At 69.2% G+C, this 13,961-nt stretch carries 12 protein-coding genes; 5 read left to right on the plus strand and 7 right to left on the minus strand.

All coding sequences use genetic code 11. From position 1 onward, the window contains the following. The first annotated feature begins 280 nt into the window (after positions 1 to 280). Positions 281 to 1,441, plus strand: coding sequence for an IS30 family transposase (locus FCN22_RS20510; protein ID WP_238384878.1), 1,161 nt, complete (start codon positions 281 to 283; stop codon positions 1,439 to 1,441). A 387-nt stretch (positions 1,442 to 1,828) separates the two neighbouring features. On the opposite strand, the gene FCN22_RS20515 is transcribed toward FCN22_RS20510, so the two are convergent. The 4 genes from FCN22_RS20515 to FCN22_RS20530 all read right to left on the minus strand — a co-directional run bounded on the left by FCN22_RS20515 (position 1,829) and on the right by FCN22_RS20530 (position 4,829). Further along, entirely contained in the window at positions 1,829 to 2,314 is a 486-nt protein-coding gene (locus FCN22_RS20515) for a GNAT family N-acetyltransferase (protein ID WP_162308280.1), read from the minus strand. Positions 2,315 to 2,476: 162 nt separating this feature from the next. After that, a complete protein-coding gene (locus tag FCN22_RS20520) occupies positions 2,477 to 2,920 on the minus strand; it encodes a DUF2269 family protein (RefSeq protein WP_137123425.1) in 444 nt (147 codons plus the stop codon). Between the two features lie 131 nt (positions 2,921 to 3,051). Then, the gene (locus FCN22_RS20525; protein ID WP_137123426.1) at positions 3,052 to 3,741 is read right to left on the minus strand and encodes an ABC transporter ATP-binding protein; all 690 of its coding nucleotides are present in this window, start codon (positions 3,739 to 3,741) and stop codon (positions 3,052 to 3,054) included. Continuing rightward, positions 3,738 to 4,829 (minus strand): ABC transporter permease, encoded by a 1,092-nt coding sequence (locus tag FCN22_RS20530; RefSeq protein ID WP_137123427.1) that lies wholly within the window; start codon positions 4,827 to 4,829, stop codon positions 3,738 to 3,740. Before FCN22_RS20530 ends, FCN22_RS20525 begins: the two co-directional genes overlap by 4 nt. A 181-nt stretch (positions 4,830 to 5,010) precedes the next feature. Between FCN22_RS20530 and FCN22_RS20535 the strand changes: the two genes are divergently transcribed. Then, complete coding sequence (locus FCN22_RS20535) at positions 5,011 to 6,228, plus strand: sensor histidine kinase (RefSeq protein WP_137123428.1); 1,218 nt, start codon at positions 5,011 to 5,013, stop codon at positions 6,226 to 6,228. Next, complete coding sequence (locus tag FCN22_RS20540) at positions 6,225 to 6,992, plus strand: response regulator (protein ID WP_137123429.1); 768 nt, start codon at positions 6,225 to 6,227, stop codon at positions 6,990 to 6,992. Before FCN22_RS20535 ends, FCN22_RS20540 begins: the two co-directional genes overlap by 4 nt. 88 nt (positions 6,993 to 7,080) lie before the next feature. On the opposite strand, the gene mobF is transcribed toward FCN22_RS20540, so the two are convergent. Then, entirely contained in the window at positions 7,081 to 10,116 is a 3,036-nt protein-coding gene (mobF, locus tag FCN22_RS20545) for a MobF family relaxase (RefSeq protein WP_238384879.1), read from the minus strand. 532 nt (positions 10,117 to 10,648) lie between these two features. On the opposite strand from mobF, the gene speB reads away from it, so the two are divergent. Together speB and FCN22_RS20555 are read left to right on the plus strand one after the other, a co-directional pair. Then, a complete protein-coding gene (speB, locus tag FCN22_RS20550) occupies positions 10,649 to 11,653 on the plus strand; it encodes an agmatinase (RefSeq protein WP_137123430.1) in 1,005 nt (334 codons plus the stop codon). Then, a complete protein-coding gene (locus tag FCN22_RS20555) occupies positions 11,650 to 13,095 on the plus strand; it encodes a purine-cytosine permease family protein (RefSeq protein WP_137123431.1) in 1,446 nt (481 codons plus the stop codon). The genes speB and FCN22_RS20555 overlap by 4 nt, the downstream gene beginning before the upstream one ends. 33 nt (positions 13,096 to 13,128) lie before the next feature. Here FCN22_RS20555 and FCN22_RS20560 read toward each other — a convergent pair whose 3' ends face one another. Both FCN22_RS20560 and FCN22_RS21720 read right to left on the minus strand, forming a co-directional pair. Then, positions 13,129 to 13,701 (minus strand): phosphatase PAP2 family protein, encoded by a 573-nt coding sequence (locus FCN22_RS20560; protein WP_137123432.1) that lies wholly within the window; start codon positions 13,699 to 13,701, stop codon positions 13,129 to 13,131. A 4-nt stretch (positions 13,702 to 13,705) separates the two neighbouring features. Next, positions 13,706 to 13,961, minus strand: a 256-nt coding sequence (locus FCN22_RS21720; protein ID WP_238384880.1) for a hypothetical protein, incomplete at its 5' end; no start/stop codon positions are given.

Consider the following 13,961-nt stretch of genomic DNA (forward strand, 5'->3'; position numbering starts at 1 on the left):
GCTACAAGGTGGAAGCCAGCACTGAACGCCTTCGCTGTCACCTTCGCCGACCGCATGCCGGTCGCGGAGAACCTATAGAGAAATGCCGGTTACACCGATTTCCGTACAGACCCAACCATCACCGGCGACGAGAACTGCGGCAGGCGTTGTCACCGGTTGCCCGCGATGAGGTGTCCGCTGGCGTCTTCTATACGGCACACGTGCGACGTGACCGCGTCCGCAAGCCGATCCGCGGGTTCGAGCGGTGGTCGCAACACCGATGGGAATGAGGTGTTGGAGGATGCTGTTTTCGGAGTACATGGTTGCGGATGTGTGCCAGCGGTTCTGGCAGGTGATGGCTGATGGCGGGTTCATCACCGACGCGGCGGCCGCGGTGGGCACCTACCGGGGCAAGGGGCGCAAGTGGCTGCGGGCGACTGGCGGGGTCCGGCCCCGGCGTGGCCGAGACCTGCAGGGTCGCTACCTGTCGTTCGCCGAGCGGGAGGAGATTGCGCTGGGTCGAGCGCGGGGTGAGTCGATGCGACAGATCGCCGCGCGGATCGGGCGCTCACCCTCGACGGTCTCGCGGGAGTTGTCCCGGAACGCCGAGGCGCCGGGCCGTTACCGGGCCACCTCCGCTCATGCCGCGGCGTGGGTACGGGCGGAGCGTCCCAAGCCGGGCAAGCTGGCCACGAACCCGCGGTTGCGTGGGGTGGTGCAGGAGTATCTGGGCAAGCGGTACTCGCCCGAGCAGGTCGCCGGCAGGCTGCGGCGGGAGTTTCCCGACGAGCCGGCGATGTGGGTGTGCACCGAGACCATCTACCAGTCGCTGTATGTGACCTCTCGTGGTGCGCTGAAGCGTGAGCAGACCAGGTCGTTGCGCACCGGGCGGACGCTGCGCAGGCCGTCCCGCAAGGTGGGGCAGCGCAAGAACCGGATCCCGAACATGGTCAACATCAGCCAGCGCCCGGCGGAGGTCAAAGACCGTGTCGTGCCTGGACATTGGGAAGGTGACCTGATCATCGGCAAGCGCAACCAGACCGCGATCGGCACCCTGGTGGAACGCTCCACCGGCTACACCATGCTGCTGCACCTGCCGCGCGGGTACACCCCCGAGCTGGTCGCACCCGCGCTGACCGCGAAGCTCCAGACCCTGCCCGAAGCGGTGCGCCGCTCACTGACCTGGGACCAGGGCCCGGAGATGCGCGACTGGCAACAGGTGAAGGCGGCCGCCGACATCGCGATCTTCTTCGCCGACCCGCACTCCCCATGGCAGCGTGGCACCAACGAAAACACCAACGGGCTGCTGCGACAGTACTTCCCCAAGGGCAGCGACCTGTCCGTGCACTCCCAGGCGGACCTGGACCGGGTCGCCGCCGAGCTGAACGACCGGCCCCGCAAACGCTACGACTACGCCAAGCCCGACGAGCTGATCAGCCACCTGCTGCTACCCGCCGCATAGCTCCCGCGTGGCACCGCCCTTCGAGCGTGAGGTGGCGTGCGCGTGCACGAGGGCAGGGCTTCGCCCTGCCCGCAGTTTCCCTGTCCTCAGGGCCGCAGGGACCCGCGGGCCAAGAGCCGGCCGCAGGCCGGTCCCACAGGGACGCGCAGCGCTCTTGAGGCGTGGGCAGACGGCCCGTACAAGCGCCCGCCACCGACCCCGCGCTACCCTGACACCAGCGAGCGATCAGATTCGCAGATGCGGCTGTGTTGCGACCACCGCCAGAATCCGCCGATCCGCTACTGGCGATGACCTGGTGGTCAGGCGCCAGGCAAACGAGCGGTGGCGCCGGACCACCAAGGGCGCCGCCAAGCGGCGTCACCACCCACCTCAGCCAGCAGCCTTGGCCTACTGGGATGGGCTGACGTCGCGGACACGCCAGACCACATCGAGCGCCGCGTTGCCGGTCGCACTTGGGTCGACGCGTTCGACCATGAACCCCTCGCGTTCGTAAAAGGTGCCGGCGTGCTCGTTGCCGGCGAAATGCTCGATGTGCAGCCGACCGGCGTCGGGGGGCAGCTGCTGGATGAGCGCGGCGATGAGTTGTGGACCGAATCCGCGCCGGCGGTGCTCCGGGTGCACGTAGAGCTTGTAGATCACGTGGTCGGATCCCTGTTGGCCGCGCTGGGCCACGCCGACGACCTTTCCGCCGGCCTCCGCGATGACGACCAACCCGTTGGTCACGGCTTCCCGGACATGGGATTCGTTCCACCAGTCGCGCACCTGCGCATCGGCGGCCGCCGCGCCGATCAGCGGTGCATAGTGCGGCCGAATCACCACCTCGCCGAACCGCGTGATCGCTTCAACGTCGTCCGGCTCCGCGCTGCGTACCACCGGATCTGCTCCTCCTGGCACCGCTGGACCTCCCACATCAAGCCGTCTTGATCGACCGTATCGAGCTAACCGCTCCTGGGTTGACAGCGCTCCTCGCGGCCGTCCGCTTGAGGATCCTCCGCCGAATCAGGCGAGCTGCCCGGGCTGGGCTCCTCGGTTGTATCAGGGCTTCCAGACCATGAGGACGACCACCGCGACAAGCAGCAGGGAAACGATCCCGGAGGACGCTGCGACGCGACCGTAGCCGATTCGGGTCGTTGTGGCCGCGTCGGCGGTGTTCATGTGCGCACCGGCTCGGCGCAGGGTGGGGGCAACGACCAGCAGGCTGACGGCCAGGGCGAGCAGGTACAGGACCAGGGAGATCAGGACCCACGGCGTGGTGACCGACAGGTCGTACTTCGGGTCACTCATGCCCAGCACTCCGAAGCCGAGGACCGCGACGAGGAGCGAGGCCCAGCTGAGGATGGCGGTGGACCGGGCCAGCGCGATGACGTGGGTCTCGTGCCCGGACCGCAGTGCCTGCATCGCGGTCATCGGCAAGATGGCCATCGGGCCGATGATGAAGACGGCGGTGAGCACGTGCAGAACGTTGAGTGCGGTTTCCATGGTGTGCCTCCTGGGCGGTGGTGGGTGGTGTGGTCTGGCCGCGTCGGCTCGTGTACGTCCACCCTGGCGAATGCGCCGGATGGACATGCACCGCTGGGCCGAGAGATGCTGCGCGGATGGAGTAGCCGCTGTTAGCGGTGTCCGGCCAGGGCGGGGCTGTCGAGTCGTCCGTCGTTGACCTCGGCGATCTGGTCAACGGCGGTCAGGTGGGAGCGGTCGTGGGTGACCAGGACGGTGGCGGTGGCCTGCTGGTGGGTCAGGGTGGTGATCAGGTCCAGGATCGCGGTGCCGCGTTCGTGGTCCAACGCGCTGGTGGGCTCATCGACCAGGAGCACCGCAGGGTCGTTCATCAGCGCGCGGGCGATGTTGATGCGCTGTTGCTGTCCACCGGAGAGCTGGTGGGGCCGACGGTCCGCTTGGCCGGTGAGGCCGACCGCGTCCAGGAGCTCCAAGGCCCGGGCTCGTGCCGCGCGCGGGGAGCGACCGTCAAGGTGGGCCATCACTTGGAGCTGTTCGGCGGCGGTCAGCGACGGCAGCAAGTTGGGTTGCTGGAAGATCGTGCCGATCCGGGTGCGGCGCAGCGTGGTCAGCTGGGCGCGGGTCATCTCGGCGGTGTCGGTGCCGGCGATGACGACGCGCCCGGTGTCGGGGGTGATCAGGGTGGCGGCGACCGCCAGGAGGCTGGACTTGCCAGAGCCCGACGGGCCGACGAGGGCTGCGATGGTGCCGGCCGGCACGTGCAGGGTGACGTCGTCCAGTGCGGTCAGGCGGGTCGCACCGTCGGGGTAGGTCAGGGTGATGTTGGTCAGGTGCAGGCTCATCGGGCGCTCCCTAGGGCAGTCAGTGGGTCGACGGAGGTGATGCGGCGGATGGACAGGGCGGCGCCGACGGCGCCGAGGGCGATCATGATCAGCGCGGGGACGGCCACTGTGTTTAGGTCCAGGACGAACGGCACGGCCGCCCCAGTGGCACCAATCGCGGCGCCGACACCGGCGGCGATCGCCGTGCCGGTTGCGGTGCCGAGGGCGAGCAGGACCACGGCCTGACCGAGGGCGTCGCGTAGCAGGTAGCGGGTGGAGGCGCCGAGTGCTTTCAGGACGGCGATGTCGCCGCTGCGCTGGATGGTCCAGACGGTGAAGAAGGCGCCGATCACCAGCGCGGAGATGGCGAAGAGGAACCCACGCATCAGCTGCAAAGAGCCGTTCTCGGAGGTGAAGGAGCCGATCGCGGACAGGGCGTCATCGCGGCTGACCGTGCGGGTGCCGAGTTGGGTGTCGGCGGCGGCCAGGTCCGCGGTAGAGCTGGTTGTCAGGGCGACAACGGTGGCGTGGGTGTCGCTGTCACCGGGTCCGCCGGTGAGGTGTTGGAAGTCGGCCAGGCTGGTCCAGATCACCGGGGTGTGGCTGTAGGAGGCGTCACCGGAGACAGCGGTCACCCGCAGGTGCTGCCCGGCCAGTGTGATGCGGTCTCCGGGCCGGACGTGTAGGTCGGCCGCTGCGCCGGTGGACAGCACGGCGGTGCCGTGCTGGAGCTGTCCGGCAGAAGGTGCTAGGCGGGAGCCGGGTTCGACCCCGAACGCGGACACGCTGGCGGTCCGGTCGTCGGCTTCGGCGCGGGTGGTGGTGATGCCCAGCGGGTCGGCGCTGGTAATGCCGGGCACTTTCGCCCAGGCCGTTGCCGTGTCTTCGTCCACACTGGAGGTGGTGAACGAGGGGTCCCCGCCGGCGGCGGGAGCGGAGAAGACGAGGTGGTCGGCGGGCAGGTTGGTGATGGCCGAGGTGCTGTCCTTCGCCAGGCCTGCGGTCAGGCCGGAGACCAGTCCGACCAAGATGGTGATCAGTACGACGACGGTGCCCATCAGGGCGAAGCGGCCCTTGGCGAACCGGAGGTCTTTCCAGGCGACGAACAAGGTTCAGCCTTCCTTTGGCAATGGTGCCGGACGCAGTGCCCGGCGGTAGTACCCAGCCTCGCCGCAGCGGGGGTCGGTCACATCGCACCGCAGACTGGTTCGCTGAAGCCATTGGGTGCATGGCGCGCTACACCTTTTGGCCGGTGCCGCCCGTTGTGGTGGCGGCTTAGGCTGGTGGCTTGTGAACCCTCACTCCCTGACTCCGGTGCTGCGTGTGCTGGGCGGCCTGCTGCACCTGCTGGTGGCTGCGTTGCTGGCGCTGGCTGTGGCCCGGGCCGTGACCGAGGGCTCCTCGCAGGCTGGCGCCGTCGTTGCGGTCGCCGTGCTGCTGGCCGCCACCTACGCCGCCGGTCCGGCCCTGCCGCTGGTGCGCCGCTGCGCCGCTGCCGCGGCGACGTGGCTGGCGGTGGTCGTCGTGGTCTGGCTGGTGCTGCTGTTCTTGACTCCGGACGGCATCTGGTTGGCCTTCCCGCTGTTCTTCGTCCAGCTCCACCTGCTGCCCACGCGGTGGGGACTGGTCGCGGTCGCGATCACCACCGCCGCAGCGATCGCCGTCTTCGGTTGGCACCAGCACGAGTTCAGTGCGGCGATGTTCGTCGGCCCGATTCTGGGCGCTGCCGTCGCGGTGGCTACCGTGCTCGGCTATCAGGCGCTGTACCGGGAAAGTGAGGCCCGCCAGCGCCTGATCGAGGAGCTCACCGCCGCTCGCGCCGACCTGGCCGCTGCCGAGCACGCCGGCGGGGTCCTGGCCGAACGCGAACGCCTCGCCCGCGAGATCCACGACACTCTCGCCCAGGGCCTGTCCAGCATCCAGCTGCTGCTGCGTGCCGCCGAACACGCGCTCCCCGACCGGTCCGAGGCCGCGCTGGGTCACGTCCAGCAGGCCCGCCAGGCCGCAGTAGACAACCTCGCCGAGGCGCGGCGCTTCGTCCGCGACTGGACCCCCCCAGGCCTGGAGACGGCGGGGTCCTTACCCGCCGCCTTGAAGCAGTTGTGCGCCAGCACTGCCGACGCCTCCGGCCTGGCTGTGCAGGCGCACATCTCCGGTATCCCAGCAGAGTTGCCTCCCGCACAAGAGATCGCGCTGCTGCGCATCGCCCAGTCCGCCCTGGCCAACACCGTCCAACACGGGCACGCGACGCGCGCCGAGCTGACCCTGAGCTACATGGACACCGAAGTCGCCCTCGACGTCGTCGATGACGGCACCGGGTTCGATCCCGACCTCGTCGTAACCCCGGGGCAGGGACCAGACGGGGCCGGATTCGGCCTGGCGGCGATGCGCGCCCGTGCCCGCGCCCTGCACGGGACTCTGGCTGTGGAGTCCGCCCCCGGGCAGGGCACCGCCGTCGCCGTCACCCTCTGCTGCCGAGCCCATGACACCCAAGAAGCCACGCCATGAATCCGGTCACCGTTCGGCTGTTGCTCGCCGACGACCACCCAGTCGTGCGCGCCGGCCTGCGCGCCGTCCTGGAAGCCGAACCTGATTTTCAGGTCGTGGCCGAGGCGCCCACCGCCGAGCAGGCCGTCCAGCTCGCGCACGAGCTGGACGTTGACGTCGTGCTCATGGACCTGCAGTTCGGTACCGGCATGGGCGGCTCCCAGGCCACCGCCATCATCACCGCCCGCCCCGACGCACCACGGGTGCTGATCCTGACCACCTACGACACCGACGTCGATATCCTGGCCGCCATCGAAGCGGGCGCCACCGGCTACTTGCTCAAGGACGCCCCGCCGCAGGAACTCGCGGCCGCGGTCCGCACCGCAGCAAGCGGCAAGTCCGCACTAGCGCCCGCCATCGCTCAACGGTTGATGGACCGCGTGCGCGCCCCGGCCGAGACGCTCAGCCCCCGAGAGACCGAGATCCTGCAACTCGTATCCGAGGGGCTCTCCAACCAGCAGATCAGCCAGCGCCTGTTCCTCAGTCAGGCCACCACCAAGTCCCACCTCGCGCACATCTACACCAAGCTCGGCGCTGACTCTCGCACCGCCGCCGTGGCCACCGCGACCGCCCGCGGCCTCATCCGCCGAACCACCTACGGGAAACATCAGGTCACGGGGCCAAGCGGCCTGCGTGGATGGGCAGCGTCGCCGTATAGGCCGTCCGGATCGCTCACCGGGACAGGGGCGCTCTACGGGACAATTGCCGGCAGCCACTCGGTCTGACCGTGTCGTCTGTTACCCGAAGCTGTTCGTCGCTTGCACGGGCGGGCCAGTCCGCTTGGCGGAGTACGCTGGCGTGCTCCCGAGCCATCTAGAGGCTTGGCGCCGGGCCGGTCTGTACCGAGTCGGGTACGTCAACGGCCCGCTGGCTGTGGGCACGTTGCCGCAGCAGCTCGGCCCGCCCGGCCAGCGCCCGAGCACGCTCGAGCTCTCGCGCAGCGTCCGTGGCCATCGTCGTTCCGTCCGCGACGATGGCTTGAAATTCGGCCGACAGCTGGCCTACGGAGTGGGCTTGTGTCCAGTGCTCCGCCATCGTCGCGGTGGCGGACTGCTCGGCTTCCGTGTCGGCGACGGCGGCCTGTAGGACTTCGACTGCAGTCAGCTCCGATCCGGGCGCGGGAGTCTCGGTTCCGGGCTGGTCGGCGGTGTCGACATAGAGGCGGTTCGACTCACAACCTCGTGAGGTCATGACGTAGAGGGGCTCGCGCGCGGTCGTGACGTCGACGAACGCGTGCGCTGTTGCGACGGTTCGTCCTTGCGCCCGGTGTGCGGTGGTGGCGTAGCCGAGTTCCACGCTTTCCGCGACGTATCCCGCGGGCAGGGACACCTCCCGATGGCTGTCACCACGCTTCACCTTCAGCCCTCCCCCGCGGCAGATGCGGGTGACGGTCCAGGTGTCGCCGTTCTTGAGCCACCCAGAGCCGGTGGACAGCGAGCGGTTGTTCCGTCGGGTGACGATCAGGTCGCCGACACCCGCGACGGATCCGTCCGCCAGCCTCACGCCCTCCTCGGTGACGAGGCCATCGGCGACTCGGTGGGCTCGGGCGCGGGCGTTCAGGTCGGTGACGGTCTGGTTGTCACCGGCGATCATCAGCGACCGCCGGCCCTCGTCGATGTCGGTGCGCCACGCGTTGAACAGTGCGTCGAGCATCGCGTCACGGTCGCCGCCGGCGACGCGTCCGTGCTCGTCGTAGGCGTCGACGGCTTCGGCTCGGCCGGCGCGCAGGGCCAGCGAGGCGTCCCGCTCCCATTCGTGCCGGAAGCGGCGCACGTCCACCAGTTCCGGCACGTCCGCCCGGTCGCCGACCAGCAGCTTGAACGCGCCGCCGGCACCGACGGGGGAGAGCTGGGCCGGGTCGCCCACCAGCAGCACCTTGGCGCCCGCCGCCCGGGCTTGCGTCGTCAGGGCGTCCAGGTCGAAGGTGGCGGCCATCGAGGCCTCGTCGATGATCACCAGCTGGCCCGGACGCAGCGACCACGCCCGGCCCTCCGCGATCAGGGCATGCATGCGTTCTCGCATCGCCTTGGTCTGTCGTGACGGGCTGGCCCGCCACAGCTTGGCCTGCAACGCCTCGACCTCAGCTCGGCGATCGGTGTTGCGGGCGTTCTCGGTCAACCACTTCGCGGTGTTCTCCGTTGGGATCCCCACCACCTGGGACAGGACCTCCGCGGCCGCCGCGGACGGTGCCAGCCCGATCACCGACCCCGGCCCGAACCCTGTCTCCCACACCGCCCGCAGTCCGGCCATGGTGGTGCTCTTGCCCGTTCCGGCGGCACCGACCAGCACGTCCAGCTCCCGGCCCGAGGACACCACGGCGCGGACCGCAGCCACCTGCCCTACCGATAGCCCGGCACCTGTTCCGGGCTCCGCCCCTGCGGCGGCCACCAGGCTCGGGTCGATCGCCGGGCCGTCCACGCACCGGCCGGCCGCGAGCAGCCGCGCCTCGGCATCGAGCGTGGCTTGGGTGGTGTAGGCCTCCATGCCGCGGAACCGGAACCGGGAGGTCCCGTCCTCCCGCTGCAGCGCTGCCGGCGTGACCGCGATCTCCGGCGGGTCCACCGGCACCGCCCGATCCAACGCCAGGTCGGTGGCCCGCTCGGCCACGGCCAGCCGCTCGGTGGGGTCGGCGAACCGCGCGCCGTGCAGCTGGCGCAGCACCTCGGCCAGCACGTTCATCCGCGAGAACGTCGCGCGCTTGCCCGCCACCTGCGCCAACGCTGCGCCCGCCACGCCCGCAAGAGTCTGGTCGGTCAGGTCGGCGGCGCGCAGCAACGGCAGCTCGTTCCGCCCCGCCAAGTGCGATACCCACCGGGCCGAGTCGAGACCCACCAGACGTGCGGCGCGGGCCCGCCATACCGCCATCTGCTCCCCCAACGCGTGCGCTTCCTTGTCCGGCCGGGTCGAGATCGTCGCTTGCTGCCGCAGCTGCAGCACTTCCCGCGACGAGGGCTGCCGCCCGTGCGCCGCGACGAAGTCGTCGACCAGGGCGTTCTTGGCGTCCTCGATCGCGCCCGACCGCCGCGAGAACTCCGCCTGCAACTGCGCGTCGACGCCGGCGACCTCGTACTTCGGCACCGCCGAATGCCGCCGCGCCATCGGCTCCCACCCCCACCCCAACGCCCCGGTCAGGTAGTCCGACAACACCGCGTTGTACAACGTCGACAACGCCACCGTCGCCTTGAAGATCAACCGCCCGTCCAGCGTCCGCCACGCCCCGTCGGCGCACTGCGCGCGGTTCATCACCACCACGTGGGTGTGCAGCTGCGGGTCCCCCGCCCGCGAGTCCCAGTGGTCAAACCCAGCCGCGACCACCCCGCGCACGTCCTCCTGCACCACCCCCGCGTGCCCCGACCGCGAGAAGAAGACCGCCCGCTCCGCGTACCCGATGACGAACTCCACCGCCCGCAGGTGCGCCCGGTAGATGACCGCCTGCGTGCCCGGGTCCGCGAGCGCCCACGCCACGCTCACGCTCTTGGGCGCGCTGAACGTCAGGTCGAACCCGGCCACCGGTCGAGGTGCCTTGCGCACCCTGCCTTTGCCGTCGATGTATGCCGTGCCCACCGCTTTCGGGGGTCGGCCCAGCTGCTGCCCGGTCACCGGATCCTGCAACTTCCCGAGCATCCGGAACAGCGCCTCCTCGCTCACCTGCGCGCCGGGCACGACACCGGCCCCGCCGGCCAGGCACGCCAACCCGGCGCCCAGGAACCGACCCGGAGGCGTCCCCGACTCCGCGTAGTACCGCGTCAACGGCGACGACATCACGCCCGCGCCGTCGCCGCGGGCGACGCTGGCCATCAGGTAGCGATAGCCTGCGCCCAGGCTGATCCGGCGGATCGACACCGTCACCGGAGCCGCCCCCACCAGCCGCGGACCTGCTGATCTGCTCGTTCGGTCATGACCCAAATACCGCTGGCGCGGGGCACTTTCGGAACCCGGCATCACCCTGGTGCAAACCGTGTGCAGCTCCATGGGTGGATGCCCTCGCGAGGTGGAGCCGGGTGCGTCAGCGCGCCGCTGCCGGTCATCCGCTGGGGTGGAGTGGAACGCTGGCCCGGGTGACCTGCCTCGTGAGGCGTGGAGACGTCAGCGAGTGACTCGAACGACTTGGAGCCGATGGGTCGATTCCGGAGTGATGGCGGCAGCAGCAGGGGCCACCGCGTGGGCTGCGTATTGCTGGTCGTGACCGAGCTCGTGTCCGGATGCGGGTTGCACGTCGACGCAGACGCAGCACTCGCAGCCGCGCAAGTCTCCGGTGCTCGAGAGCCGAGGGAGTTTCCCATGGCGCGATACCCGCGTCCGGTGCTTGAATCGTGAAGGAGCCGAGCCGCGCGTGCGCGCGAGCTGTACGCGTCACGGATCGACCCGTCGAGGAGCGATCATGGACGAAGCACGCGTGACCTACAGCAACGGAGTCGTCGGCCCTGTCGACGGCCTTCAGGTCCCCCGTTTCGCCGGCCATACGACCTTTGCCCGTCTACCCCGGCTCGAGGACGTGCCACGGTTCGACATCAGCCTGGTCGGCGTCCCCTTCGACGCCGGCACCACCTACCGCCCCGGAGCTCGTTTCGGACCGTCGCACATCCGTCAAGCCTCTCGCCTGCTGCGTCCCTTTAACCCTGCGCTGGACAGCGAACCGTTCCATGGCGCTCAGGTCGTCGACGCCGGCGACATCCCGTGCAACCCCTTCCACATCACCGAGGCCCTCGAGCAGATCGAGAACGGGCTCGGGTCCCTGATCAGCGCTGAGCAGACCGCCATCAGCCTGGGCGGTGACCACACCATCGCCCTACCTGCCCTGCGCGCGGTGCACCGAGTCCACGGGCCGGTGGCGCTGGTGCACTTCGACGCCCACCTGGACACCTGGAACACCTACTACGGCGAGCCGTACACCCACGGCACCCCTTTCCGGCGCGCATCAGAAGAGGGCCTGGTGGTCAAGGGGAGCTCGGTCCACGTCGGCACCCGCGGCTCCCTCTATGCTCCCAGCGACCTGACCGATGACACCGACCTCGGCTACACCATCCTGGCTTCCCGTGACCTGGACCGGATCGGTGTCGACGCAGCCCTGCAGCAGCTGCTCGAGCGAGTCGGGACCACACCGGTCTACCTGTCGATCGACATCGACGTGCTCGACCCCGCCTTCGCCCCGGGAACCGGCACACCCGAGGCCGGAGGCCTGACCAGCCGTGAGCTGCTCGCCCTGGTCCGAGGGCTCGATCGGGTCCGCGTCGTGGGGGCCGACATCGTCGAGGTCTCCCCGGCGTATGACCACGCGGAGATCACCGGGATAGCCGCAGCCAACCTCGCCTACGAGATCATCACCGTGCTGACCCGACAGCACGAGCGACACGCCGCCGCTGAGACACGGGAGGAAGAGCAATGAGCACCCGCCCAACAAGCCAGGAGCGCACCCTCACCGTCGAACACCGAAGCATCGACTACATCCCGCCCGACGAACGGCACGGCAAACCCGAGAGCCTGTTCAACGTCTGGTTCGCCGCCAACATGCAGGTCACCGCGATCGTCACCGGCGCTCTGCTGATCGTGATCGGCTTGTCCCTGCCCTGGGCCATCCTGGCTGCCCTGATCGGTGTCGCCGCCGGCACGATCTTCATGGCCCTGCACTCGGTACAGGGCCCCAAACTCGGCATCCCGCAGATGATCCAGAGCCGCGCCCAGTTCGGCTACTACGGCGCCGCGGTCCCGATCATCGTCGTGCTGCTCATGTACATCGGCTTCTTCGCCAGCAGCAGCGTGCTCGGCGGCCAGGCACTGACCGGGCTGACCCACCTCCCGGTCAAACCGACCATCATCATCATCGCCGCCATCTGCACCATCGTCGCGATCTTCGGCTACCGCCTGATCCACAGCGTGGAACGCTGGGTCAGCCTGATCAGCGGGCTCGGCTTCGTCTACCTCACCATCATGCTCTTCGTCCACCACGACGTCGCAGCCGTCTGGAACGGCGGCCACTTCTCCGGCGGCGCGTTCGGACTCGGCATCGCCATCGCCGCCACCTGGACCCTGACCTACGCCCCCTATGTGGCCGACTACTCCCGCTACCTACCCGAGGACACCTCCAGCCGCACCGTCTTCTGGTGGAGCTACGCCGGCTGCTCGATCGGCTCCTTCTGGATGATCGGGTTCGGCTGCATCGCCGTCGCCGTCGCCACCCAAGCCTTCAACGGCGGATCCGTCTCCTTCATCGTCGACCTCTCCCCCTCCCCCGTGCACTGGCTCTTCCAGATCATCATCATCCTCGGCATCATCGCGGTGAACGTCCTGAACCTCTACGGCGCCTTCATGTCATGGACCACCATCGCCACCGCCGCCAAGTCACACGGCGTCAGCCGCACCACGCGCGCCGCCTACACCATCGCGGTCGCCGCCATCTCCACCATCCTGGCGATCGCGGGCCAAGGCAACTTCCTGGAGAACTTCGAGAACTTCATCCTCTTCCTCGCCTACTTCGTCATCCCTTGGACCGCCATCAACCTGGTCGACTTCTACCTCATCCGCAAAGAGCAGTACGACATCGGGCAGATCTTCGAACCGAACGGCATCTACGGCCGCGCGAGCTGGGAAGCCCTCGTCGCCTACTTCGCCGCCATCGCCGTCGAGATCCCCTTCATGAGCACCAGCTTCTACACCGGCCCCATGGTCGCCCAGCTCGGCGGCGCCGACATCTCCTGGATCCTTGGGCTGATCGTCTCCGCCGTCCTCTACTGGCTCTTCATGCGCCACCGCGCCGCCCACCTCCGACCTGCCCAAACCCTGGCCCCATCATCCGCGGCACCAGGAACCCAGTCTGAAAGTCGCGGATGAACACGTCCGCTCGCTCCTGCCGCGGCGCTTGTCTCAGCTCAGGGCCAACGTCACCAAGGCCGCCACGCCAAAGCCCACGGCCGCGCCAACCACGACTTGGCGCGTGGTGTGATCGCCAAGCACCACCCGCGACCAGGCGACCAGCACAACCAGTGGCGCCACCACGAGGAGCCAGGGGTTGACGAGCACGGCCAGTGCGGCGACGACTCCCCCAGCACAGGCCGTGTGGATCGAGATCTTCCACCGCAAGGTCACGGCGAGGCAGACAGCCACCGCGGCACAGATCCCCCACACCAACGCAAAGAGGGCGCGCGGAGCATCCAGCAACGACAGAGCCAATAGCCCGACCACGATCGACACCAGCCCGATCGTCATCATCACCGGTCCCTGGTGACGCTGAGTCAGGTGCCGGTCGCCCAGCACCCCGCGCCGGATCCCGACCTGCAAGATGGCGTAGGGCAGCCCGGCCGCGAAGAACATCGCGACGACCCCCAGCAGCAGTCCGCGCCCCGACCCCGCCGCGTGGATGGCCACCACGAAGGTGACAACCACCACGAGCACGACCGGGGCCATCACCTCCGTGACCACCCGCGCCCATCGCGCCATGGCTTCAGATCGCAGCACTGACCTCGAGCCCGCGACGCTCGAGGGGACGCATCGAGGCGGCCCGCGTACCAGCCGGGGCGTCCTCGAGGTCGAGGCCGAGTCCGTGGCGTTCGTCGTGTCGGATGCCCACCGCCTGCCCGCCGGCGACTACAGCCCAGTCCTCCAAAGTGACCACACTCCAATGGGCGGATTCCAGCGGTCGTCGCAACACCTTGATCACGGAGGTGTTCGGTGGGACGACGCAAGAAGGAGTTGCCAGC

This window comes from Segeticoccus rhizosphaerae, assembly GCF_005222685.1.
Lineage (GTDB): Bacteria > Actinomycetota > Actinomycetes > Actinomycetales > Dermatophilaceae > Segeticoccus > Segeticoccus rhizosphaerae.